18 protein-coding genes and 1 pseudogene are annotated in these 25093 nt (G+C 61.1%); 7 read left to right on the top strand and 12 right to left on the bottom strand.

Annotation, left to right across the window (positions count from 1 at the left end):
- Positions 1-142 precede the first annotated feature (142 nt).
- On the bottom strand, positions 143-343 hold the full coding sequence (locus OG225_RS01290) for a hypothetical protein (RefSeq protein ID WP_405180056.1): 201 nt from the start codon (positions 341-343) through the stop codon (positions 143-145).
- A gap of 74 nt (positions 344-417) precedes the next feature.
- On the opposite strand from OG225_RS01290, the gene OG225_RS01285 reads away from it, so the two are divergent.
- Positions 418-1257: a transposase gene (locus OG225_RS01285; RefSeq protein ID WP_405180055.1), complete on the top strand. Its 840-nt coding sequence runs from the start codon at positions 418-420 to the stop codon at positions 1255-1257.
- Positions 1258-1320: 63 nt separating this feature from the next.
- On the opposite strand, the gene OG225_RS01280 is transcribed toward OG225_RS01285, so the two are convergent.
- On the bottom strand, positions 1321-2838 hold the full coding sequence (locus OG225_RS01280) for an IS1634 family transposase (protein ID WP_405183150.1): 1518 nt from the start codon (positions 2836-2838) through the stop codon (positions 1321-1323).
- Positions 2839-3026: 188 nt separating this feature from the next.
- Here OG225_RS01280 and OG225_RS01275 point away from each other — a divergent pair.
- Positions 3027-3174, top strand: a pseudogene (locus OG225_RS01275) (IS30 family transposase); the annotation flags it as partial.
- Positions 3175-4756: 1582 nt separating this feature from the next.
- Complete coding sequence (locus tag OG225_RS01270; RefSeq protein WP_405180054.1) at positions 4757-5266, top strand: ACT domain-containing protein; 510 nt, start codon at positions 4757-4759, stop codon at positions 5264-5266.
- Positions 5267-5309: 43 nt separating this feature from the next.
- Here the strand turns inward: OG225_RS01270 and OG225_RS01265 are convergent, their stop codons facing one another.
- From OG225_RS01265 to OG225_RS01230, 8 genes are all read right to left on the bottom strand, one after another.
- A complete protein-coding gene (locus OG225_RS01265) occupies positions 5310-7277 on the bottom strand; it encodes a CHAT domain-containing protein (protein ID WP_405180053.1) in 1968 nt (655 codons plus the stop codon).
- A gap of 48 nt (positions 7278-7325) precedes the next feature.
- Complete coding sequence (locus OG225_RS01260; RefSeq protein WP_405180052.1) at positions 7326-7568, bottom strand: hypothetical protein; 243 nt, start codon at positions 7566-7568, stop codon at positions 7326-7328.
- Positions 7569-7634: 66 nt separating this feature from the next.
- Complete coding sequence (locus OG225_RS01255) at positions 7635-8450, bottom strand: fatty acid desaturase family protein (RefSeq protein WP_405183149.1); 816 nt, start codon at positions 8448-8450, stop codon at positions 7635-7637.
- Between the two features lie 188 nt (positions 8451-8638).
- On the bottom strand, positions 8639-8974 hold the full coding sequence (locus OG225_RS01250; protein WP_405180051.1) for a thioredoxin family protein: 336 nt from the start codon (positions 8972-8974) through the stop codon (positions 8639-8641).
- Between the two features lie 12 nt (positions 8975-8986).
- Complete coding sequence (locus OG225_RS01245) at positions 8987-9697, bottom strand: B3/4 domain-containing protein (protein WP_405180050.1); 711 nt, start codon at positions 9695-9697, stop codon at positions 8987-8989.
- Positions 9698-10464: 767 nt separating this feature from the next.
- Entirely contained in the window at positions 10465-12255 is a 1791-nt protein-coding gene (locus tag OG225_RS01240) for a glycosyltransferase family 4 protein (RefSeq protein WP_405180049.1), read from the bottom strand.
- Between the two features lie 51 nt (positions 12256-12306).
- Positions 12307-13941 carry a hypothetical protein gene (locus OG225_RS01235; RefSeq protein WP_405180048.1) on the bottom strand — a complete coding sequence of 545 codons (1635 nt, stop codon included), beginning with the start codon at positions 13939-13941 and terminating at the stop codon, positions 12307-12309.
- Entirely contained in the window at positions 13938-16259 is a 2322-nt protein-coding gene (locus OG225_RS01230) for an AAA family ATPase (protein ID WP_405180047.1), read from the bottom strand. Before OG225_RS01230 ends, OG225_RS01235 begins: the two co-directional genes overlap by 4 nt.
- Before the next feature lie 380 nt (positions 16260-16639).
- Between OG225_RS01230 and OG225_RS01225 the strand changes: the two genes are divergently transcribed.
- The gene (locus OG225_RS01225; RefSeq protein WP_405180046.1) at positions 16640-17950 is read left to right on the top strand and encodes a phenylacetate--CoA ligase family protein; all 1311 of its coding nucleotides are present in this window, start codon (positions 16640-16642) and stop codon (positions 17948-17950) included.
- A 15-nt stretch (positions 17951-17965) separates the two neighbouring features.
- Here the strand turns inward: OG225_RS01225 and OG225_RS01220 are convergent, their stop codons facing one another.
- A complete protein-coding gene (locus OG225_RS01220; protein WP_405180045.1) occupies positions 17966-19189 on the bottom strand; it encodes a glycosyltransferase in 1224 nt (407 codons plus the stop codon).
- Between OG225_RS01220 and OG225_RS01215 the strand changes: the two genes are divergently transcribed.
- The 3 genes from OG225_RS01215 (at position 19175) to OG225_RS01205 (ending at position 23546) form a co-directional block, all read left to right on the top strand.
- Positions 19175-21037, top strand: a complete 1863-nt coding sequence (locus OG225_RS01215) for a hypothetical protein (RefSeq protein ID WP_405180044.1) — start codon at positions 19175-19177, stop codon at positions 21035-21037. The genes OG225_RS01220 and OG225_RS01215 overlap by 15 nt on opposite strands.
- 114 nt (positions 21038-21151) lie before the next feature.
- On the top strand, positions 21152-21964 hold the full coding sequence (locus tag OG225_RS01210; RefSeq protein WP_405180043.1) for an IS5 family transposase: 813 nt from the start codon (positions 21152-21154) through the stop codon (positions 21962-21964).
- A 142-nt stretch (positions 21965-22106) separates the two neighbouring features.
- The gene (locus OG225_RS01205; protein WP_405183148.1) at positions 22107-23546 is read left to right on the top strand and encodes an NF041680 family putative transposase; all 1440 of its coding nucleotides are present in this window, start codon (positions 22107-22109) and stop codon (positions 23544-23546) included.
- Between the two features lie 144 nt (positions 23547-23690).
- Here OG225_RS01205 and OG225_RS01200 read toward each other — a convergent pair whose 3' ends face one another.
- Positions 23691-25058: a TetR/AcrR family transcriptional regulator gene (locus OG225_RS01200; RefSeq protein ID WP_405180042.1), complete on the bottom strand. Its 1368-nt coding sequence runs from the start codon at positions 25056-25058 to the stop codon at positions 23691-23693.
- Positions 25059-25093: the final 35 nt, after the last annotated feature.

The following is a 25093-nucleotide window of genomic DNA, read 5'->3' as shown; positions in this document are numbered from 1 at the left end:
GGCTGCCTGGTGACTCCGAGAACACGTGCGGTGACGCCTTCCGTTGATGTGTCCACGGCAACCCCCAGGGCGAGCGCCCTGACCGGGAGTGACTTGATAGAAGCCTGCTGAGCCGTCGACTCGCAATAGGTCTGTCCCCTGGTCAGGGCCTCGCCGCTGTCCCGTCGTCGCGCGTTGGCCGAAGAAGGGACTTTCGATGGTGACGGTGGGGATCGATCCACACAAGCACGTTCATGTCGCGGTGGCTGTCGATGCCGCCGGCAGACCGATCGGCAAAACCACTGACCGTGAAGAACGACGGCATGCTGATCACCGCGGTGCTCAGATGGATTCGAGCACTCACTGACGAAACGGTCGTCACTTGGGCGATCGAGGACGGCCGCGGTTTCGCCCGACGACTCGCCGATGGTCTGCTCCTTGCCGGGCACGAAGTGGTCTGGGTGCCGACCAGGCTGGGGGCAGGCGCACCGAAGACTGCACGCGGCGACCGGGTCCAAGTCCGACGCGATCGACGCCACCGCGATCGCTCGCGCGGCGATCGCCACCCCGAACCCGGACCGGCATCGGATCGATGACCACGTGCGACAACTCCGCATCCTGGTCGACTACCGCTCCGACAACGTCAAACGCCGAACGATGGCGATCAACCAGCTCAAGGCGCATGTGCACATCTGGATCGACCACACCCCCGGCGACCTGGCCCGCGCCAAGGCCTTGACCGACCTCACCACGAGGCTGGACACGGCAGGGCTGGGCAGTCATGTCCATCGCGTGCTCACCGAGATGATCGCCGAGGTCGTCGACTACAACCGGCGCATTCATGACCTCGACACCACGATCAAGAACCTGGTGGAACCGCTGGCGCCCGCGCTGCTGGCAATCGTCGGTATCAGCCATATTTCGGCGGCAGTGCTGATTTCCGAGATCGGCGATATCACTCGATTCTCCAGTTCGGCCAAACTCGCCCGCTACACCGGCTGCGCGCCGGTCCCGGTCTTCTCCTCCGACAAGGAACGACACCGCCTGCACAGAGGCTGCAATCGACGGCTCAACAGTGTGCTCTACACAGCAGCCATCGTGCAGAGGCGGTTTCACCCCTCCGCTCGGGAACTCCTCGCGCGCCACGAGCCCAGCAAGAGAGCCCGCAGCGCTCGCCGGATCCTGCAACGTCATCTCATCGACGTCATCTACCGAGCGATGGCCCTCGACCAGACTTCCTGGCAACACCACATCACCCGGCACAGACCGGCTGATTGACATAGAAGCGTCAACGGCCTCCTGCGCCAGTTCTTTCCCCAGGGCAACGACCTGTCACCTGAGTTAGGACAGGTTAGTGTGCAAGTTCGCCGGGCCCGGCCCGGCGGCGCTGTGGATTTTGGCGAGGGCTTCGGCGAGGTCGGTGGGTAGCGGGTCGGCGGCGGTGAGGGTTCGGTTGCCGGCGCGGATCTCGATGGTCCGGTAGCGGCGGGCGGTCTGCACGAATTTCTTGATGCTCCATCCGGTTCGGGTTTCGATCCAGTGGCTGACGGCGAGCGCGGCGAACACGATGGTCAGGTGGGCGTCGATGGATTCGCGTTTGTGGTGGTAGATCGGTCTGGCTTGCAGGTCGTGTTTGGACATGCGGAACGCTTTCTCGATCCGCCAGAGGTGGTGGTAGGCGCCGATCACGAACTCGGCGTTCTCGCTGGTCAGGTTCGTGGTGTAGCCCTTCAAACCGGCCAGGGCCCGGGTTTTGGCTTCCAGGGTGCGATCGACGGTTTTGGTGGCGCCGGTCAGCTTCACGAACCGGTTCTTCTTCACCGGCGCCTTCCCGTCGACCGCTTTCTGCGCTTTGGCGATCTGCTCATCGATACCGCGTAGGGTGCGGCGCGCGCGGTCGCCCCGGTACTGGTAATAGATGACGGTGTCGGGGATCCCGCGCGCTTTCTCCCGGCCGGTCGCGGCCCAGGGCTGGGTGAACACATGTCCGTCGGGTATCTCTTTGCCGGGGTGGCGGTTTCGCCAGTCGGTGACCACTTGTGGTTCGCGGGGAATGCGGGTGCCGAGGATGAACGACAGCCCGGCCGCGGCGATGGCGATCTGGTTGGCTTCGGAGATCATGCCGGCGTCGGCGACGACGGTGACATCGGTGAGCCGGTGCGCTTGCTTGAACGCCGTGATCACCGGCAACATCGTCGCGGTCTCGGCTTTGTTGCCCTCGAACGCTGCCACCGACAGCGGGAACCCGCGCGCGTCGGTCAGCAGGCCGATCGTGATCTGCGGCTCGAGCCGGCGTTCCTTGGAGAAGCCGGGCTCGCGGAATCCGTCGCCGGTGTCGGTTTCGAAGTAGAGCGTGGATACGTCGTAGAGCACCAGCGACGCCGGCCCGAGCCCGGCATGCGCCGCGCACGCGGCCGAAAGCGCTTGACGGAACTGGTCTTTCGCGTAGCCGGGTAGCCGCCGGGTCAACGTCCGATACGACACGGTGTCGATACCGGTCTCGGCGAGAACACGGGCGGAATCGGCTTTGCTGGTCGGTTCGATGATCCGGGCCAAGACCAGATCCCGGAAAACCTGATCGTCGGTCACGCTCGCGAACCCCAGCACCCGGTAGGCGGCATCGAGCGCATCCCACAGATGCGCGGCACGGGAACTCACGATCTCCAAAGTCCCCGAAGGCAATTCGGCGGTCCCGCCCTGACCGGCCGGACCAGCGACGCCGAGGTCGAGTTCGCCCTGGCCGCCGGCCAGGCGCTGGTTCGCCGCGGCCCGCAACGCTTCCAGCTCTGCGTCGTCGTGCGCCGAGCCGACATGCTCGATATCGCGGGCACCACGGCGCGTAGACCATACGATCTGCACCGCTGTCGCCCCCGACGCGGTCCTCACCGTCCGCACGTAGGCCACCCGGCCCACCCTACGAAGATCGAGTTAGTGCGCAAATTCAGGCCCCCGTGACAGCGAACCCGCTGATCACCAGCCCACAAACGCTCCCAAGATCAACATCTGTCCGAAGTCAGGACATCACCCGGCACAGACCGGCTGATTGACATAGAAGCGTCAACGGCCTCCTGCGCCAGTTCTTTCCCCAGGGCAACGACCTGTCACAATGGATCGCAAAGAACCTCGCGGCTGTCGCGCATACCCTCAAACACCCGGCCTCGGAAGGTTCTCCGATGGCGCACTCCGACCGAGGCGAAGACCTATCACCTACAATTGCTTAAGAACAAACTCTTTCGTCCAACAGTTGAATACGCCTCCGCCTTCCGGCGAACGCAGTCACCGCAGACATGTCCCAGGGGTTCCCCGATCCTCGCGTTGCACGATCAATATTACGGGCGGGGTGGGTGCAATCCTCGTACTGGCCGTCATTGAGAGGCACTGGTTTTCTGTACTCGCAGTCTCGAGCCAACCACACCGATCGCAGTTGCTGTGAAACCGCCGCCAAACAGCTATACCACTAGTTCGTCGCTCCTGTATCGAATTTCTTCGGCACCGGACGTTGAATATGTGCGAAGCATTCGATGGTGTCCGAGCGCCGAGTGCACATAGTCCGTTTTAGCGTGGAGGGTCGCCATGTTCGAAAATGCAAGGATCGAGCCGGACTTAAGTTCTACTGTCCTCCCAAGGTCAGGCCGACTCAGGACCGCCAACAACTTCCCCAAAGCATCGATGGCTCCGATACTGTTACATATCTGCTTGATCGTCGATTCACTGCGTAGATACGTCTCAATAGTCGGCAGCTTCGCTGCGCACTGAATTCGCCCAGTCGCCGATTCTGCGAAAATTGGACCCAGAATAGACCATCTCCGATCGTCTATCGGGAGATCCGACTGATAAAAATCATCGGCAAATGTTGACGCCGACTGAATAACATGTGACACAGGGAATCGATATAGCGGCTCTTTCAGCAGTTCGAACGTCTCCCGAGATAGAGCCGATGCCACTTCATCGGCCGCGACTATTCGGATAAATACTGAGTAATTCCTCGAAACCTCCATACAAAGCAGTATGGCGAACTCAGGTCGGAATGACCAGTGTGACCACCGACTCTTTGTGACTGGACCAAAGTACGTGCGAAATCCTGTCTCCGCAATCCTAATTCTGTTTGCGATCGAGGAGGAGGAACTCATGACGTCTTCAACGAGGCTTTCACCCTCGGCACCAAATGAGAACGGACTACCGTTTGCACGTGCTACAGCAAGCAAACCTTCAACGGCAATCGCCATATCTGGCGACTGCGCCTTATGTGCAGAAACCAGCAAACTGTCGGCATTCATATCTAGAAGCGAAAGTCGTGCCGATGCTAGTCGGTCCAACCATCGGACCGAAAAAGCTGCTTCATCCAGATAGAAGGTGCCGTGCGACCCATATTTTGTCACGGAGGGTCTCCTAACGTTGACATTGAAACCTAGAATTAGCGCACAGGCGCTCCCGTATGCCAGCACGCAGGAATACGGGGTTCACCACTGAGAATCTCCCCAATTCTGTAATAATGAACAGGAATAAGCCTACCGCACGGGCTCGACCAAGTTTGCGTATTTCTTCTATCCACTTATGCCAGAATGGTCCGGAAGCTCCGACGCCGCAGTTCCTGTCCACGCCCCTCGGACACTGTATCGAGATACGTAGGCCATTGCTTAGCAGCTATTGGGCCCTGTAGCGCAATATGAAATCTGCTGCGGGTAGTCGACAGTCACACGCCCAAGGTGATTTGTTCTCAAAGCTCCATTAATGTACGATTCGTCGCACAACCTCACCGAGAAGGGCTCCAGGAAGGATGTTCATCATAGCAACACGTGATATCAATGAGCAGCGCGACAGCAACGCAATTGGACCAAACTTGCTGGATCGCGTATTTGTTCAACCAAATAATGGATGCGTACCATCGCTTGATGCGATCCTCAGCAATCTCGATCCGCGTTTGTGGCCTGATGAATACGTGTTTACACTTGCTGGCCCTGCACTTCCGGACTGTGAAATTGCCGCTTCGATTCAGGAGTATGAAGGTCTGAGCATTATTATTCGCCGCCAAGACGCCGATAGCCTCGGTATCGAATACGATTACGTGGCGGCACGCATCACACTGATGGTTAATTCATCGTTGCACACTGTAGGTTTAACCGCAGCTATCAGCGCCCGCCTTGCAGAGTCGCGAATCTCCTGCAATGTCGTCTCCGGATTGCATCACGATCATCTATTCGTACCATCCAGCAGAGCAGCAGAGGTTCTCATGCTTCTGCGAGATACAAGCGAGACTGCAACCCGACGAATTATCGAATCAAAATAGAAAATCGAACCTCCAGACTATCGTCTCTCCATGGGTTGACACATCATTGGATTGTACGAGGAGTAAATCGATACGTGAATATGCGTAGTCTTGGTGAACCTACAAGAGAATAGCCTGCCCATGACCTCTTTCCCATTCCATGATCTCGCATTTGGGTTTTAGTCAGTCTAATCGCCTCTCCTGTAGGTAAGCCGCCCTTAAGCAGCGAGTAGAAACACGCCGCAAACCGGCTACTGTCCCCGTCTCGAATCGACCAGTACGATCCGATATACGAAGAGCCTGCTTCGACCCACGCTCGCGCCATTCCGTTATTTGTCCAGCGGAATACTCCCCGTTTGCTTCCGTAAAGACGGCCAGATCCGCACCCATTTGCAAACACCAACCGCGGCATTCGCCCGTCGCACCATGCAACCATTGCTCGCGCTTCCACGTTGCCGTCGGCCACGATAATCCCGCCGATGTGGCGGTCGGAGGCTGAACCGTATGTATGGCCCGAAAAATGGATAATATCCCATGATTCTGTCGTCAGCAATTCTCTTATCCGACTCCTCGTGAGATCACGGCCGCTCACGACTTCGGTTCTGACGTCGGCATCTTTGAATATTCCTTCAAGTATCGAAACTTCGCGCCCCACGCCCACCAGAACTTCTCGTTTACCTTGATGAGAGCCGCCAAGTAGTAGGACACTCGCCGTCGATCGCGGTCGCAAGTCAACACCACCGGAAAGCGTTATACCATTTAATCGAAGGATACGGCCACAAGCCGTGCGAGTGCCTATGGTCTCGCCACCCACACGGGCCAGCTCAAGGGGGACCGAAAGCAACTCAGGCTCACTGTACATCTCGGTGAATGTATAGTCACCATCATTGGAAGCCCAAGTGCTCGCTGGCAGCCATACGCCATTTATCTCAGCAACTGCGTCCGCGAGACTATTATCAAATTCATCGTGCGACGATGGCTTCCGGCTAATGATCGCTGATTCCAGACGATCGAGGATGGTCTCCAGTACTGCAGGTGTTTTCGAGGAAATATCAAGTTCAAGAGGTGGAACATTTGCGATAGGTCGTTCCTCGACTTGAGTGGACACGAGTACGTACCCATTGCTGACTGGCACGTGTTCTATGCTGACAATTTTCATACGTGTGTCAGGCTCGGTTTCGTCAAGATAGTTCAGAATCGACAGCCTGCAATGTAGCGTCCACAGCTGGTCAGTTGGCATGCTCCGGATGCGGCGCCGATGCGCACGTAGGTCTAACTCTTCGAGAGCCGACAACATTGCGAGAGAAGCAATCGACCACATCGAGTCAGCAGGAGTTCCTGGTGCCCCGGGTTGCTCGCCGAATAGATCGGTACTTGAATCGTATAAGTTGGCAATTGTCTTTATAATTGCAGATCGAAGATTTGGTGCAATTGAGATACCTAGCAATGTCAAGATATTTAGTGCGCAATAGGTGTATTCCACGTATCCGGTCATGTTAGGATATGACGCATAGCCAGTTGCATCATTTGTCCAGCAGGAATCGACAAACCTTTCTATTCCAGCCATATCCGACTCGGTCAGTGTTCCGAGTAAGGAGAGTGTGACGGTGCCCCAGAAAGTTCCGATGAGGTCGGGTCGCCAACCGGGACTCGATACAAAAGCTGATACACCATTCACCTCAACTAAATGAGCACGAATGAAGCGTGTATGTGCTCGGCGATCGACCGAGTCCAACCCTCCGAGCATGTTCAAACATACGATGCCGTAAAATGTGTTGAACAGAACTGGACGCCCGAAAGGGTCGTCAGCAAAGCCGCCACTGGCAATCTCTCGATCCATCAAGAATTGTCGTACCCGGTTGTCGCGTAGCGTTGAAACTGCGTCCAGTGCGTTGAGTGTGACAAATGCTTGGAAGCAGCATTCCAGGTAACTGGTCGACTTCGGCCAGTTACCGAATCCGCCATCAGATTGCAGGCATGAATGTATCCTGCCGACGTTTTCGCGACGGTCTCCCATTTCAGGGAATACCACCCACCAAGGATGCGGGTACCACAGCGGGTGAAATACCATTCTGTCGCTCTAGCCGGTCAATGCGAAGCCGGCGCAGACGGCTCCGCCCACAAAGTACAGGACAATTCCCAATGTGATCATCCTCAGACCCACCGGGTGATTCGTCAAGACTTCTAATAGTTTGGCCAGACTTTCAACGAACTCTGCCGGTCCGCGCAGCTTTTCATCACGTTTACTGCGTTCTTCTAGCCAGCATAACATCGCGCCGACGACTACAAGTGCCAGCCCAATGGCCATTGCGACAGCACCCAAGATGATTCCTACCAAATCTCCACTACTTTCTTTAGACTGGAACGCTGACCGGGGCTTTCTGTCACTTCAAGCGGGATTAACGCCAACCCACATATCATTTATTACCGAGCGGTTTCGATCGCTGGACAGAAAGAATCCGTCGCAACGGGGATGCCCTGCGTACTGCGGCCAACCGCTTGTACATATGCTGTCGACCTCAGCGAGCCGATAATGCGGAACACTTGGGAACCAATGATGGAGAAGATGATATGCGTCGTCGGAATGAGGCCCTATCAGCCATCGGGACATTATATTTCCTCTCCAATTTCGACTGCCCCAAAGGCGACCAAGATTACGCATGCCGCCATGCTCCCCTAATTCTGCCCAATAGGTAATTGTCTGGTATGAGGTAAGAAACGGAACGAGCCAGTACAACAGCACGATCTGGGCAATCCACAGATGTTCCCAAATCTGCAAACCTGCCATGGCCAGGACGGCTACGACTAGCTTCAGAAGGCGGCGCCTGTTTCCTGCGAGGTCGTCTCTTAGTCTCCGCCACGGCATCACCGGAAGGGCAGCGAAAACCACATGAACTATCCAAAATCTCCGTCGTGTACACGAATTGCTGGAGCCGGTCTCAGTTCGTGTTAGCCGATATAAGCTGACATCTGGATCTCGGTTCTCATCCCATAGATACACGTGATGCAGCCTGTGCTGCTTGACGTACTGAAGGTATCCAATGCCCAGCGGCCACGCGCAGAGCAGGCCCCCGGTAAAGTCGTTCAAGAACTTCGAGCGAAAGAGTTTCCTGTGTGCTGCTTCGTGTAAAAGGTTACCTAACGCACGCATTCGACTACCGATGACTGTCACTGCAAGAATGTAGACCACAAGGCTATCCGCCATCGTGCTGATGGCAGCTGCTGCGCCCCACATCGACCAGTCGGCAAGTATGTATGGCACATTGTGAATATTGTCTATTTGTGAAGTATCCCGGACTGCCTTTTTGACAGTCAGTGGTGGCCTAGGAAGATCTCGATCGGCCGCCATGTTATTCCCCCGTGTGTACTCTTAGATTTTTCAACACTTGTAAGCTATGCCGGATGGTCGAGCCACCCGAATGCGCGAGTCATCCAATCGATAAGCCTGGCCTCCGATGCGGCGCCAGGCATGATCGACAGGATCTGGCCACTGCGTACCGCATAGAAGGTGGGTATCGCTTTGACCATTAGAATTCCTGCAACTTCCGGGCTGACATCTGTCCTGACTTTCGCAAAGTCTGCGCGGTTAGCGTAAGTGGCGGATATCATCTCGAACACTGGCTTCGATTGACTTGATGCTGGGCACCAATCGGAGTAGCAGCTTATTACGAGGGTGTTGCAATGCGCGACTAGTTCTGCGAGATCGTCTGCGGTACAGATATAGAGCACAGGGCGCTCAATCTAGTGGATATCGATCGAGAGTGATTCCGATGTATCCAGCATGAAGGTTCGAGCGGTCCCACCGCAGAATGTCGTAATTAGTTCTGCCATCCTCGCGATCGATTTCTCCAATATCAATGTATCGATGTCCGCTGAAGGCGCTTCTGTGAAGAGTGCGATAGACGTCGATGAATCTGTTACCTTGCAGAAGTCGCAATCTCGGAAGTTCCATTTGCGCGTGAGGACCCTCTCATCGTCAGCATAGATGACCTCACCCGGTCGGGTTGCCTCTTCGGCGGAACTTCCGATGGGCTGGAACCGCTCGTCCCCGTCTGAGAATCGCAGGTGTACGTCGCCAGATATCTTCGAGAGATCATATCCGCCGACCGGAAGGTAGTATTCAGTCTCGACTAGCAGATACGAGTCGACTGCTTTCGAAATTGTTGGAAATGTTTCGCCCTTTATGAGCCTTCGAAGGAAGGCTTCAGCAGTCGGTCGACTGTCCTTTGGTTTTACGCCGAACGCTCGGTACGCGTTCCTCCATGCCTCGATTTCGTTCAATTCATTGAGGCGTTCATAGGAGTAGTCCGTGAACATTTTATCTGCCGCAATTCGCTTGAGCGATTGCAGATTTTCGTCTATCCCTCTATTGTCGATATTCGAAGCCACTAGAATAGCGATTCTGAGATCGGTGAATTTGCGCTTGATTTCATCGGATACGATGAGCTTCATTAAAGTACGTTCTCCTTTTGTGTAGAGGATAGGCCTAGTCGGATATGTCTGATTATTTGGTGTACACACCACTTCCTGATGCCCGGTGGCCGTGGCATCCCCCTCCGATGCCAGGAGGTAATCGTGAAGTAGCCCGGTTTATGCTCTAAAGAGCTTCATTGCTGTAGTACTGCGCAGATATTTATGGCGCTCACCGATCGAACATTCTGGTAAGTAGCTTCGGCGAGTTTCACAGTTGTTCGAATGCGGGAGTGGTGGCACGGCACGATCGGTCGACTTAATTCTCGGCGATGTTCGTAGGCTTTGTGCTCTCCGTTCTCGACTAGACAATTGGTTCGAAAATTACCCACTCATGCCTGAGCTACCAGATCGAACCCCAGGGTAGATGGCGACTCAATGTTCCCGGTTTGAGTTAGGCGCGATTGTGCAGTTACGCAAGGGAATTCAATCACGCTCTAGGCTATGCGTACCAGCAATCCTTGGTTGAGGTCAGAGTCGCCAGCTTGGACACGCACCAACGCTACGTTGAGTCGAAAATCAAGCTTGAGTCGCCACGGGTTTGGCCTCAATGCCGTTGACTTACGCGGCGGCGTGGCTGGATGTCCGGTGGTCGATCGTGGTTGATGTTCCTGTGCTGCAGGTTTTCGGGGAAAGTGGTGTTTGGCGCGTTGGAGGACCCGAGGGTAGCTGCGGTGGCAGCGCGGCGGGTTCGGGCATCGAGGATCGCGAATATTGGCACACTGGGCGCAAGCCGTCGGGAATGGCAGTCAACAACTGTCTCCGCGCGCAGAGTTCCACACGTCGATCAGAGCAGTACATGAACGGGCCCAGGTGCAGGCCCTCGCCATCGTGTCGCGGACCGCCGCCGCGGTGGCGAAACTCGCACTGCGGTTGCGCATGGCGGCGGCGATGGCATGGCCCCAGCTCGCTGTGTCGTGCTCGATGTCGTCTGTCACGGGCACGACGACTTGGTCGTAGAGTTCGCTCGGCAGGTGCTGGTGAAGCAGCATCGCCAGTCCGCTCTGGTCAGTCGCGAGCAGGGGCGTTCCAGTAACGATGGCTTCCAGTCCTACCAGTCCGAATGCTTCAGTCCGAGAGGGCATCAGGGCCAGGTCAGCCCGCATCATGTCGTTGCGGAGGCGGTCGATCTCGGTGGTGTAATTGCGGACGATGACCCGCAAACTCGTCTGCTGCGACCAGCCGCGAACGGCCTCGTGCAGTTCCTCGGCCTGCCCCTCCGGAGAACCGCGGAGGACGAAGTCGAATCTGGGGGCACCGTTCGCGATGTGCACCGCCCAGCCAGCTGCCGCAGCGGCGATATCCAGTCCTTTCGGCTTCGCATCGCCGAGCCGGCCGAGCATGAGAATCCAGGGGCGTCCGGGCGATGGAACGCGAGTCTTGTTCTCGACTGTGTCGAATCCCGGGTCGAACCGCAGCAGCGGCGGCGGCGACTCGCATGGTGCGAGCACCGAAGAGAACCATTCGTACAGCATCGGACCGACGGCCGCGACACAGTTGGCAGCTACTCCGAGCTTCTCCTCGATATCCGATCGCGATTCGGCGCGCGTGCCCGCGTCGATGTGCCGATCGGTTTTCGACCATTCCAAATAGTCCGGGATCATGTGGACGATGTGGTAAAGGAAGGCATCCGGATAGAAACTGTCCCGCAATGCCTTGGCCTGTGGCCCGGTGACGCGGCCGTGCCCGATCAAGATGTCAGGTATGAGGTGGTCGGCGAGTGGGCGGGTCATTCCGAGCGCTGCGCCCGGCTCAAGGCCAGGGATACCAGCAGGCGTCACGAGTTCGACACCTCCTCGGCGTGCATCGGCGAACTCCTCCGCGCGTGCGGAGGGAACGACGCAGTAGACTTCCAGTCCGGTCTCGGCCAGCCCGAAGGCCAGATACCGGTTCAGCGAACTGATTCCGCCCTTCGACGGCAGCCATTCGTCGGCGACGAGCAACGCCAGCGGCGGACGACGAGACGGCACTCTCTCGCTCGGAGCCGCATGAATCCGTTGCCGGAAAGCAGGATTCGGTGCATCGGGGAGTTTTGTGAGAGCTCCTGCCCGCTGCAGCTGCTCGGACAACTCGATCATCCGGAGATAGGGCATCTCGTGCCGTAGATCTTCCGGGAGCCCTGCCCATAGGGCGCCGCGCTCGGCCGCGTCGGTGATATCGGCGCGCATCTCCCCGACGACATCCCGACTCTCCGGTCGGAAGCCGACCTTCTCGATGTCGAGGAGAAAGGGGGCGATGGCCGCCAAGACGATCGTCGGTGACGTCGCGCCAGCCGCCTGCAGGCCGAGGACGAGCAGTGTCGAGCAAAGCGCAGATCGAAGATTCCGGGTCGAGGTGGTGACCGACCATTGCCCGACGCGCATCGGAAACGGTGTGCCGGAATGGTCTTCGAGAATCGATAACAGGACGTCGCCGATTTCGCCGATCTCAGCGGCTGTGACGGCTCCCAGATCGTCGGCTACTCGGGTGACCAGGCGCTCGTCCACCGTCACCTGATCGTCGAGTGAGGAGGACAGCCAATTGAATACATCGTCGGGCACGGGACCGCCTTTTCTTGCGCTCACGGATCACACTGGAGAGTTGAACAGAATCTATTCGGTTTCTTCGAAGCGCCACCAAGCGGTCAGGAGCCAGGTCGTGACCGCGCCGATGTCGCCGATCACCTCGTCCGGCACGCGAAGATCCGGCATGACGAGCTCGGCGTAGTCATCGAGTACCCGCACGAGGTCACCGAATCCGGCATCGCCGCGATAGCAGAGGAACCAGCTGCCAGGTAATTCTTCCAGGCCGAAGACCACGAGGTTCACCTGCCGGGCCACGCCGAGGTGGAATATCCGGTAGCGGACTCGCAGTTGCTGATCGACCCAGGTGGCGATCTGCCGTTTCAGCGGTAGGTCGATGAGGATGAACGACAGCGGTAGCGCGAGCACCGCCGCTCGGTAAGCGGCATACCGGGTGGTTCGCAATGTCGTCAGGACGACACAGCGAGGTCCGGCGAACATCGCGCGTAACGCCGCCGGTGATGTCTCAGGCTGGATAAAGGCCACCGGAACCCTCCGGTCTCCGGACGCGCCCCGGGCATTGCCCATGAGCAGCAGGACCGCTCGATCCGGGGACAGATCTTCGGCCAGTTCGGCGAACTGGCGCCGCAACGTTTCTGTGATCGCATACAGCGCAACAACCCGGGTGCCGTCGGTATCGGCGATGCGGAACTCCGGCACCCGATCATCGAACGTATCCGGCGGCACGATATCCGCGACGGCACGCTCGCGGTACAGCACCGCCGATTCACGTTCAACACCCAGCGGTTCGTCTGCGACCCCGTGCCCAGGCAGGAGCAGCTCCACCATCCAGTCCTCGGGGGCCGATTCCAGAAACGACACGCGCAGTTCCTCGATGGCATGCAGATAACCGGCTTGGTCGAGAGTCGGCAGGCCCGCCGCCGTCAACCGCAACGTTGCGGTTTCCGACAATTCTGGCAACAGAAAGGTCTCCTCCCAATCCTTCAGAGCCATAATCGCCGCCGGATCATCGGGAAGTCGCCGGGCGTGCTCGTCGCCGAGTTCGCCCCCGCGTTCGGGCCATTTCTCCGCCAGTTCGGTGAACACTCCGTCCCACCAGTGCGGCGCGGCAGCGAGAATCCGGCGCAGCCGTTCGTCCGGCCGGGCCTGCGGGACGGCGACGTCCTCGACACGGAGTCGCCGGAATCCGCGCTCGGCGATCGCCGTCAGCGCGGCGGGTTGCATCGTGGCACGCAGCAGCATCTGGACCGCCGATTCCCGGAATTGCCACGGCCGATCGGATTGCCCACCCAACCGGATCCCATCGTCCAAGTAGCGCGTGTACGGGGCATTGCCCGTGAGCATTCGACGGGCGGCCGGGATCCCGACGACGCCGGACGACACCGTGGTTGCGAAGGTCTCGTGGACCGTCCGGCAGGAATCGTGCATCTCCCGCGCGATCCGACCGAGCCGGTCCATGCCGGCCTCGGCCAGCAGCCCGGCCATGGCGGACGAGATTCCCCAGCCGGTCGACCACTGCAACTCGTGGTGGAGTGATTCGTGAAGCGATACGAACAACTGCTCCACCCGGTCGCGCATCGCGTAGAGCATCACCGAACGCCGATCGCGCCCGTCGAAACCACCGAGCAACTCGTGCTGCGTGGATGATTCGAAACCTACTCGCGCACAGGCAAATCGGAACTCGTGCCCGGTCTCTTCCGTCATTCGCTCACTCCTCGATGCAGCCGGCCGCGCGAGGCGTCCTGACCATCCAGCTTCGCAGCCACCCGGGCGCGATCCGGATGTCTAAGATCGTCGAACATCGCCAGTGCGTTCTCCCAGTATTCGACGGCACGGTGCGATGTTCCACGGCGATCGTGGATATCGCCGAGTTGCTCGGTCGCCAGCGCGGCGCGGTAGTGGTCACCCAGCTCACGATCGACGGACAACGATATTTCGACGTGTTCGAGCGCGACCTCGAAGGAGCCGAGCCAGGACTCGGCAGCCCCAAGGGTGAGCAGAATATCGGCGCTGCCCTCCTCATAGCCGAGCTCCCGGTAGTACGCCAGGGTTTCCGTTGCCATGGTCACCGCTTTCCGATGGTTTCCGCATCGCGCGTTGAGCCTGGCAGTGGCGTTGAGGTAGTCGGCGTAGGCGAGTACACCGTCCTCGGGCACAGCCGATGTCAGTGCGGTTTCCGCGTGCGCGAGTGCCGTCTCATAGGCGCCGAGCGACTCGTATACCCGGCACAGCGAAAGATGTGCCTGCCGTACACCGTCCGGGTCGTCCAGCACCTCGAACTCGCGCATCGAAAGGGTGAGCAACTCGATCGCGGTGCCATGCTCGTCCAGACGAGCAGTAGCGTCACCGAGCAAGCGCAGGGTGGTGGCGTGAGCGACGGGATCGTGGCAGGCTGCCGCTGCCGCCACAGCGTGCCGGTGGATCTCCCGGCGCTCCCGGCGCCGCCCCGAGCGCCGCAGATACGTCGTGCACAGCACCGCCAACCGCCAGGCATAGGCCGGAAATCCCTCGGCCGCAGCCATTTCGACCAGGGCGAGCAGCGATCGCCACTCCCGTCCGAACCACTCCATGCTCTCGGTGTATGACCGGTCCGGCACGAATTCCGACGCTGGTTCCATCAGCGGCAACTCATGCGCTCTACACGGCTGGATTCCCAAATTGGCGGCAGTCGTGGCCCGCAGGTAGTGGTCGAGCAGGCGCGTGGCAGCCGCGCTCCGCTCGGCTGGCTCGGCGCGCGACAGCTCCTGTGCGTACAGACGCAGCAGATCGTGAGCGGCGAAACGACCGCGGTGCTCGGTGAGCAGATTCGAATGGGTGAGAACTCGCAGCAGTCGGCGCGCGTCTTCGTCGTCGCCGAGCAGGGCCGCACAGGCCTCAGGATCGATATCCGGCCCCGGATGGGCCCCGATGAGGCGGAACAGTCGCGCTGCAGGCTCGGGCAGGCTCCGATGGCTCCAAGACAGCACGGTGCGCAGATCGCCATCGGCTCCGTCGACGCCGAGCAGATCGAGCCTGCTCTGTTCGGCGCGAAGCTCCGCGACGCGCTCGGCGATCGAACGCTCGGGGAAGTCGGCGGCCACGATGCTCAACGCCAACGGTAAACGAGCGCACAAGGTTGTCAGCTCGGCCACCGCGGGATCGCTTCTGGCCGACGGTGACTCTTCCCGCAGGCGTGTGAGGAGTATGTTCGTCGCATCGCGATCCGCTGGCAGCCCAACGACGAGCCGGTGCGCGCCCTCGGTCACCACGAGACCGTCCATCCGGTTCCGGCTGGTGACTATCGTGAAACAGCCTGAGATTTCGAACAACATCGGGCGCACCTGGTCGGCAGACCGCGCGTTGTCGAAGATCAGCAGAAGGCGGCGATCGGCCATGATAGTGCGGAGCAAAGTCGTCATGGCGGTCACCGAAGTCGGGATTGTCGCCGCCGCGATCCCGAGTGACTCCAATAGCTGGTGCAGTGCCATCGCCGCATCGATCGGCGTGGCCGCGCCGAAACCCTGAAGGTCGATTAGCAGCTGACCGTCCGGGTAACGTCCGACGACGGTACGCGCCCAGGTACATACGAGTGCCGTCTTGCCCACTCCGGCGGTTCCGGTGACCACGATGATCGTCGAGTCCCCTGCTGCCGCGTCCGTCGCCGCAGCGGAGAGTCGTTCGAGCTCCTGGGCCCGGCCGACGAAATGTGGCGTGACAGGCGGCAGCAGCGGAGGGCGGGGCCCTGCGACTGCCACATTGTCGGCCGTGCTCCTGCGTCGGCCCACGGCGTCAGCTCGGTCACGCAGGGTGGCGAGGCGCCCGGAATCGGCGCCGGTTATGCCGAACCCGTGCAGCAGGCGATCAAGGGTGCTGATCGGAGGCAATATCGTGCCGTTCAGATAGGAGTAGAGCGTCGACCGGCCGATGTTCATACGGCTGGCCAACTCGGCCCGATCGATGCGCCTGCCGCTTAGCCGCTCTGCACGTTGGATCGCCGTCGTCAGCTCGGAGACGAAGCGGTCGCGCGGATTCGTACTGTTCACCTGAACCTCCGGACAGCCCCTCCAGCGGAGCGCGGTGAATCCAACGCTGTCCCGGGTTGTCCAGCGTTATCCCGCCAGCGCGGCCGGCGCCTGCGCGGAGAGCGGAAGCTCATTGTGCGTTCAGGCACTCGATACCACCCTTGGCACGAAGGTAGACCATGGCACCTACGGACACTGGACCTCAAGCGACGACATCAGCACAGTCGGCTTGGCGGGCCAGCACTCACACCGATATCGTCCCATACCCCGGCCCGGCCCCGTTCGGCACAACGGACCCGGCTGGTCGGGCCGGGCTGGTCGCCGCACTCGCGACCTTCCGCTCCGCAAGCAGCTCGCCCCGCTACGCAGCCTTTCTCGCAGCTCACGGTGTGCATGCCGAGATGATCAGCGGCCCCGACGATTTCCCGTCGGTGCCGCCGATGACCAAGAAGGATCTGGCAGCGGCCTGGCCCCTGAGCGAGTGCGTCGATGGCACATCCGAGTCGGCAGCGCTGGTGGTCGCTAGTTCGGGGACATCCGGCACCGCGACCTTCTGGCCGCGAGGCGAAAAGTCTTTCACCGACGCCGAGGAGCATTTCGATTCGCTATTCCGTTCGCAGTTCGGTACAGACGAGCACCGGACCTTGGTAATCGTCTGTTTCGCCATGGGCACCTGGACCGGCGGTACCTACGCTTTGCTTGCGCTGCTCGGCTTGCGCTTGCGGGGCCACCGGATCACCGTCATCACACCTGGCGTCGACCTGATCTCGGCCCAGACCGCGCTGACGACCCTTGGGCCGCTCTTCGAGCGGATCGTGATCGCAGGGTACCCGCCCTACGTGCGTGACCTGCTCGATCAGGCGACCGAACCGGCTCTCCGCCAGGACATCCGGCTGCTGGTCGGCGGGGAACCGACAAGCGAGGACTGGCGTGACCACGTGGTGGAACTGCTCGGGCGCCGGGAGCAGCCGGAGCGGGTGATCGCCGTTTACGGCGCATCGGAGATCGGATTCGTCGGTAACGAAACCGCTTTCACGATCGCTGTTCGCCGCACGGCACGCCGGGACGACGCCCTGGCGGCGGCAGTCTTCGGAACCGATGATTCGGGTGCTGCCACGGGGTTGCAGCCTACGCTCGTCGAGTACGACCCGCAGTCGTGCTACATCGAAACCGAGGACGGGTACCTACTGTTCACGATCGGCGGGACGGTGCCGACGGTGCGGTACCGGGTCAATGATCGGGGCGCCGTCTTCAGCGGATACGACCTCGCCCGGATTCTCGGCTCCGCGGGCCACACTGACCTGGCTGGGGCGGTGCGCGCGGATTCGTGGTATCTGGCCATGTCCGGCCGCACCGATGTCGCAGCATCCCTGTACGGCGCGAACATCTACCCCGATCCGGTCCATGCCGCCATCGACCATCCCGCTTTCGCTACCGCGATCACCGGGAAGTTCGTACTCTCCACCACCCGTCACGAACAGCGCGAACAGCTGCGGATCCAAGTCGAGCTCCGTCCGGAGATGGTCGCCGACGAGACACTGGCACAACGTCTCTCGGCCGCAGCGGCCGATGCACTCTCCGCCGCCAACAGCGAATATCGAGTGCTCCGTACACAACTCGGCACGGTCACCGATCCTGCAGTGGTTCTGGAGCCGTACGGGTCGGCCGCGTTCCCTCGTGGCATCAAACAACGCCGGGTGCGACAGCCATAGGTCGTCGCGCGGACGTCACGGAATCGGCTCGAATCGCGCGGTGTTCCGACCCGCCCGGACCGCCGCATGCAGCCGACCGGCGGCTGCGGACCATGGGAGACAGGCGGCGAGAACCGCTCGGACATGATGGGCATGTACGAACGCCGCGGGCAGATCGCTCAGGACTCGGTAGATGGCGTCGGCCCAGATCCGGCGATCGTGGTCGACATCGTCGGTGACATCGACGATCATCGTCTCCGCGACGACGCCGAGATGTTCGCGCAGCAGCTCCGCCGCACCACTGTGCGCGCTGAGCAACACCGGAGTACCTGCAGCGATCGCTTCCCAGGCAACCAGCCCGAACCCCTCTGCCCGCGAAGGCATCAGACACAGTGCCGCGCTCCGCAGGTCGCGATGGACGGCAGAGTCGCCCGTGTAGGGGCGGACGTCGATGCGGCCACGAGCGAGCCCGGACGCGGCCACGAGCTCCGCGTGCACGGCATCACAGGCTGCGGCGGGCGCACCTCGGACCTGGAGGGTGGGTACGGGCAGCGCACCAGGTGCAGGCAACGACGCGACCGCCGCAGCGGCGATATCGAGGCCTTTGAGGGTCACGTCACCGGTCCGGCCGAGGACCAGGACGGTCGTCTTCACCGGGACCTGCCGCCGCCTCTCGATGGTTCCACCTTCGACATCGAGTCCGGGATCGAGCCGAACCACCGGCACCGCGCGGTACCCGTCGCCGAGAACGTGCTCCGCGTAGCGCGTCAGCCGGGGACCGATGCCGGCGACCACGGTCGCGGAGTTCGCCACCTGACGCGTGAATGCCTCGCGGGTATCGGCTTTCGAGCCTGCGGAGGTGACGTCCTTGTACGGCTCGATCTCGGCAGGTGCGGTGTGCTGGATGTGCACGAGCCTGCTGTCGCCGTACCGGCGCGCGTACAACCAGGCGATGTGACCGGTAATCCGATCGTGGCCCACAACGACATCCGGTGCGGCTGAGAGGATCTCATCGACAGGAAGGTGCAGGTCGGGACCGGCGGGCGTGGTCCCTGCGACCACCAGACGCACGCCGCAGGCAGCGGCCTCCAAACGCTCCTCTTCGGTGGCGGATTCGACCAGGCACATGGTCGGATTGCCGATCTCGGCCACGGCCTTCGCGAGTTTCCGGTTGACTACGGAGATGCCGCCGGTCTTGGAGAACCACTCGTCGCAGGCGAAGAGGTAGGACATCGGCGAATCGGTGTGCGTATCGGTCATGGCGACACTTCAGCGAGGCGGCCGTATGAAAAGAATATCGATCGTATGAAAGCACTGGTAGGGAGTGGATTCGTGACCGATGACTTCGCGCCCGAGTGGCGTCGCTGGGCCAGTGCAATGGTCCCGGTGCGCGATCTCGTCCGCAAGGAACTCAAAGGCTGCACACCGGGCCAGCTACGCAAGGCGCGGGTCACGGTCGCGGAGGCCCCGATCTTCGCGGGGCTGGGGCCGCGCGCGGTGCCACCGGAAGACCGCGGCCGCTGGATCGCTGCCCGGGTCCGGGAGCGACTCAACCAACTCGCGGAGTCCAGGCACCCCATCAGCCCGATCGGGACGCGGGCGATTCGGTGCTGGGCGGTCTTCATCGATGAGGGACGCACGCCGATCGAGATCTACCATGAGCACCGCGATCTACTTCCGCAGAGGGAGGCGACAGACAGCCCGGCCGCGAGGCGCGGTCGCGTGCACAGCCTCATGTGGGCGGGCGGCGCGCACGGCGACAAGGACTCCATCGACGGATTGCAGCTGATCGCCGCGGAACTCAGGTCCGCGCTGTCGACCGACCTGCCCGAGGGCACCGTCATGGACGTGACAACTCTCGACTACGAGTGGCGGCGCCTCGGCCAGGTGCGCCCCGAAGGCTGCGATCTCCTTCAGGCGTTAGCTCGCCTGGCCCCCGGAGAGCCTCTGCCGCAGGCACTCCTGCGCGCGGCCGGTGACTGCCTGCCCGGCCTGATACCGGACATCTGCGCACAACCGGACCGCCTCCGCGCTACCCTCACCGAGCTTCGTGGACGAGGCCTGGTCGAACTGAAGCGCGATTCCGTCCACATCGCAGCCCGGATTGCGCCCCTGATGGTCGACCGAGCCACTGCTGCTCAGAATCTGCGTTGGACCTCGGCAATGCTGCGATTCCTGACCTCCGCACTGCCCGACGACACGCACAGCGTGCGGTCATGGGACCTCTGGCAGGCCGGGTATCCTCACGTGCTCGCACTCTGCGCCGCCGGAGAACGAGACCAGGTAAATCTCGGAGATGTCGCGTACCTCCTCGACCGGGCCTCGGTGTATGCCCGAGAAGGGTTGGAAGATGCCGACGTAGCCATCGCGCTCGGCGAACGAGCACTCGAAGTCAGCCTCAGCATGGACAGCAACGATCCCGTGCTGCACTCGGACTGCGCGGGCAATCTCGCTCTCGCCTACCGGCTGGCAAACCGCTTCGAGGACGCCCTCGTGGTCTCCGGCCGCGGACTGCAAGAGCTGGCCGCAGCGATCGGCGAGAAGACCGAGGCATACGCCGAAAGCCTGAACGTCCACGGCTCGCTGCTCGCCTCGATAGGGCGCCGCAACGATGCCGAACGGGCACACGCGCTCGCGATTGCCATCCTCGATGAACTCGGTGGCGAGGAGCCCACCGGATCCATCCGCGCTCTGCTCATCGAAGCCCTCAACGATCATGCAGTGCAACTGCTGGAAGTACGTCACAGGCCCGGGGCCACCCGTGCAGGCCGGGTGGAACAGGCGAAACGGCAACTGATCCGAGCATCGCGACTGATGAAACAGCATGATTACGGGTGGACCCAGATCGAACTGAATCTCGGCCTACTCTCCCACGAGACCGGAGACCTCGGGGCGGCACGCACCCATCTGGAGGCGGTGAGGGACTACTGTCGCGAATCCATGCCGGGGCCGTCAACCACCGCGATCGCCGCATTGAAAGCCCTATCCGAGGTGTATCAGGACCTGGGACTCCCGAACGCACAAACGATACTGCGCGAGGCTCGTCGTCTCGACGACGAGCTGGCGCCGGCCGCCAAGCGTCCACCACGCCAGGGGCGAACGCGCTGAGGTTGCCGACTTTTATATGTACGGTACGGTAGCGGTTTCGTGGTCGACGTAGCTGCCCATAGCGTGCCGCAGTGAGCCGGGTGGTGTGACTCCTGATGCTTCCGGACACGCTCTGTGGCCGTCCTCCCAGCGCGCCCGCCACTGCACCGGGTCCTCGACGGGATCCGGTGGCGGACCCGGGCGGGTGTGCCGTGGCGGGATCTGCCACCGCAGTACGGGCCCTGGCAGACGGTCTACGGACTGTTCCGGCGCTGGCAGCGAGTCGGGAACTGGGCCTTCATCCTCAAAGCGCTACAAGCCTTCGCTGACGCCGCGGGCATGATCGGCTGGCAGATCGGTGTGGACTCCACGATCATGCGCGCCCATCAACACGCTGCCGGTGCCCGCCGTGACGGGCAGCAACAGCGGGAGCCACCCGGCGGGTGTGACACCGAGCCACGAGACCATGGGTTGGGTCGGTCGCGTGGTGGTTGGACGACCAAACTGCACCTGGCGTGCGAGCAGGGCATGCGCCCGTTGTCGTTGCTGCTCACACCCGGTCAAAGCGGTGACAGTCCACAGTTCGTCGCGGTGCTGGAAGCGATCCGGGTGCCCCGGCTCGGGCTGGGCAGGCCACGAGCGCGGCCCGAGCGGGTGCTCGCGGACAAGGCGTACTCCTCCGGCGCCAACCGTGAATATCTACGGCGGCGCGGTATCAAGGCCACCATCGCGATCCCCGATAATCAGGCCTGCCATCGCAGGAACCGAGGCCCTCGGGGTGGGCGGCCACCCACGTTCGACCCCGACATCTACCGGGGCCGCAACACCGTCGAACGCGGGATCAATCAGCTCAAACACCACCGTGCCGTCGCGACCAGATTCGACAAACTCGCCGTCCGCTACCTCGCCACGATCCACATCGCGGCCATCAACCAGTGGCTACGCTGACCGACTTTCAAAACACGACCTAGCTTGAGTTTTAAGCTCGGGCGGCCGGAGTGTGGGCCCTGGTTGATCTTGAATGAAGCCCTTGGGTGATGATTCCTCTTGCGACAGAGAGAACTTCGACCCAAGGGCTTCGTTGAACAGTGTGCACGACACCGGCTCGACCGGTGCGCTCGGGGACCTGTCGGGGTTCCGGCAGGAGTTGTATCGGTGTCTGACCGCACGAGCGGATGCGTTGTTCGAGCTGGCCGATGCGGTGTTGTGCGCGGACGGGCCGGTGCGCTCGTTGCCGGAGCTGTCGCTGGTCGGTGAGCATCGCCGAGGTCACGGCAGTGTTTACGGCGCGCTGGACCGAGGCCGGATCGAGGTCGATCGGTTGCGGCGAACGCTGACCGCGGCGCCGTTGCCGCGAACGGCTGACGGCCGGTTGGTGTTGGCGGTGGATATCACCAGTTGGCTACGCCCGGAAGCGCATACGTGTCCGCAGCGGATTCTGTGTCACACCTACGGCCGGGCCAAGGACTCTCACCTGATGATCCCGGGGTGGCCGTACTCGGTGGTGTGCGCGCTGGAATCGGGGCGTAGTTCCTGGACCGCGCCGCTGGACGCTGTCCGCTTGACTCCCGGTGACGACGCGGCCACGGTCACCGCCGTCCAGTTACGCGCCGTGATCGGTAACCTGATCGAGGCCGGGCACTGGTGCCCGGGTGACCCCGATATCTGGGTCGTGACCGACTCCGGCTACGACTCGCCCCGGCTGGCGTTCCTGCTGGCCGATCTGCCCGTGGCCGTGTTGGGACGGATGCGTTCGGACCGGGTCCTGCGCCGGGCCGTACCGCCACGACCGCCCGGCACCAACGGTCGACCACCCCGTCACGGTGGTGAGTTCGTCTTCGGTGACCCGGCCACCTGGGGAGAACCCGCCACGGCGACCACGACCGATACTCGGCTCTACGGTCCGGCCACCGCCAGATCGTGGAATCGGTTGCACCCCAGATTGACTCACCGCTCGTCCTGGGTCGCCGCGACCGGGACACTGCCGGTGATCGAGGGCACCGTCATCCGACTCGACGTCGCTCGTCTGCCCTCGGGAGCGATCCCGAAACCGGTGTGGTTGTGGCACTCGGTCGTCGACCTCGACGCCGCGATGGTGGATCTGTTGTGGCAGGCGTTCCTGCGCCGGTTCGATATCGAGCACACCTTCCGCATGCTGAAACAGACCCTCGGCTGGACCAGCCCGAAACTGCGTGACCCGGCCTCAGCGGATCGGTGGACCTGGCTGCTGCTGGCGACCTACACCCAGCTACGCCTCGCCCGCGACCTCACCACCGACCTCCGGCACCCCTGGGAGAAACCCACTGCCCCGCAACGGCTTACACCCGCTCGAGTCAGGCGGTGGTTTCGGCACCTCCGCCCGAAGACCGCCTGCCCCGCCGGTGCGCCGAAACCCTCCCGACCCGGACCCGGACGACCCGCAGGCCACCCCAACCAGCGCCCGGCACCACGCTACGACGTGCACATCAAGACCGCCGGCAACGCCAGAGCATCGAAACCAGCCGGACCACGACCACGCCGCAGAGCTTAAAACTCAAGCTAGAGCCACCGACGTCGAGGAATACCGGAGGACCGAACGAAACGGCTTTCACCGCAGCAGGTTTCGGCAAGAATATCTGGCACGCGTACCTTCCATCGTCGCCCGGCTCCATCGTGGACGAGCGTGAACCCTGTTTCAGCCAGGTGGACTGGAGCCCAAAGAGTGGGGTGGGCCAGAAGCAGCGGGTCGGCTAAGGAGCCCCTGAAAAAATATCAGGTCGATTACTGAGATTATGGAATCTGCAGATTCATCACGACGACTTAGGCATCGAAAGATAATGTTGTTGGTATAGGTAGACGCAAGTTCGATCGCAGCAACGCCATTATTCAAGACGCCGTGTGCTTGCCCTTCGGTAAACGCGTCGACGACGAGTCCAGGGAAGAACAATTCTTCACGAATGCGAGTCGCATTGACCGGCGCCTGTGCAGTCTGCAGGCTGATCACCAGAGCCATCGCGTCAAAAAACGACCGGTTTTCGGCGATAAGCTCGGCAAATCTGACACCATAGCGTTGAATAATGCTTAGCGGCGTCCGCCGCAGTCGGGTGTCAACTGCAATTCGCTTCTGAAGGGCGTCGTACGCCGGTTTCAGTCCTGCAACTACGATATCGACGTTCGACGGAAATAGGTATCGAAGCGTTTCGAGATCGACGCCCGCTCGTCCTGCGATTTGAGCGCGCTCAGTTGCGAAGTATCCGCGCTGTCCGAACTCAAGTCGGGCAGAATCGATGATGGCCTGCTCAGGATCATCGGGAAGTTCGACGGTGTGGGCAAGTTGATAGCTTTTGATAGCGGCTTCGGCAAGCGGGGCCATTACATCGTCAATATGCCCATGGGTCTGATCGATATCGATGATCGATCCAAGTAATGCTACAACTGCTTCGCCAAACAAGTCGGACGGAACGGCATCCGGGTCAAACCGCGAACGTAACACCAGCCCCTCAACTAACGCCGACAGCACCACAGCCAACCGATCGAGGGTAAAGGGTTGGCGTAAACTGGCACTCCACGCGCGGAGCATCCCAGAATTAGTTTCGTTGGCGATATGTACGATATCATTATAATGAGATTGAATTCTGGCAACCGCCTCTCTATGGTCGGCGGCTACCGCGCAGACAACAAATCGAAGTTGCGTTTCAGGAGAATCCCGTACGCGTTCGAAGTCCCAACGACAAACATCGCGGATAATTCTGCGTGGATCGCCGCTGGCCTCCGCTGACCGGTTGATTAGTTCGGACTGCACTCTCTGTTGAATGTCTGATTCTCGTCGCGGTAACAGTGATGACAATAACTCGTCAAGAAATGCAGCCTTCCCGCCGACGACCCCGGACTCCGATCGCCGGGGGTAGATGTTGTAGAAGGTCTGGGTGGACAGTCCCGCTCGCTCGGCTACATGTTCCACGAGAAGGCCACTTGTCAAGATGTTGACGTCGATCTCGACAAGTAACTCACGGCCCGCAGTCAGCAGCCGCTCGCGTGTTGAGGCCGAGCTCGTTGTTGCCACGACATGTCCAATCTGCGCTCACGGCATACGACCTC

This window comes from Nocardia sp. NBC_01377 (genome assembly GCF_045040005.1).
In the GTDB taxonomy this organism is placed as follows: Bacteria; Actinomycetota; Actinomycetes; order Mycobacteriales; family Mycobacteriaceae; genus Nocardia; species Nocardia noduli.
The sequence above is the reverse complement of the archived record's forward strand: the minus strand, read 5'-3'. Positions and strand labels throughout refer to the sequence as shown.

Coding starts and splice junctions, on each gene's coding strand:
- OG225_RS01220 (WP_405180045.1), bottom strand. CDS start 19,189: ATGACCGATACGCACACCGATTCGCCGATGTCCTACCTCTTCGCCTGC.
- OG225_RS01235 (WP_405180048.1), bottom strand. CDS start 13,941: ATGACGGAAGAGACCGGGCACGAGTTCCGATTTGCCTGTGCGCGAGTA.
- OG225_RS01270 (WP_405180054.1), top strand. CDS start 4,757: ATGTTCATCATAGCAACACGTGATATCAATGAGCAGCGCGACAGCAAC.
- OG225_RS01245 (WP_405180050.1), bottom strand. CDS start 9,697: ATGAAGCTCATCGTATCCGATGAAATCAAGCGCAAATTCACCGATCTC.
- OG225_RS01255 (WP_405183149.1), bottom strand. CDS start 8,450: ATGGCGGATAGCCTTGTGGTCTACATTCTTGCAGTGACAGTCATCGGT.
- OG225_RS01225 (WP_405180046.1), top strand. CDS start 16,640: ATGATCAGCGGCCCCGACGATTTCCCGTCGGTGCCGCCGATGACCAAG.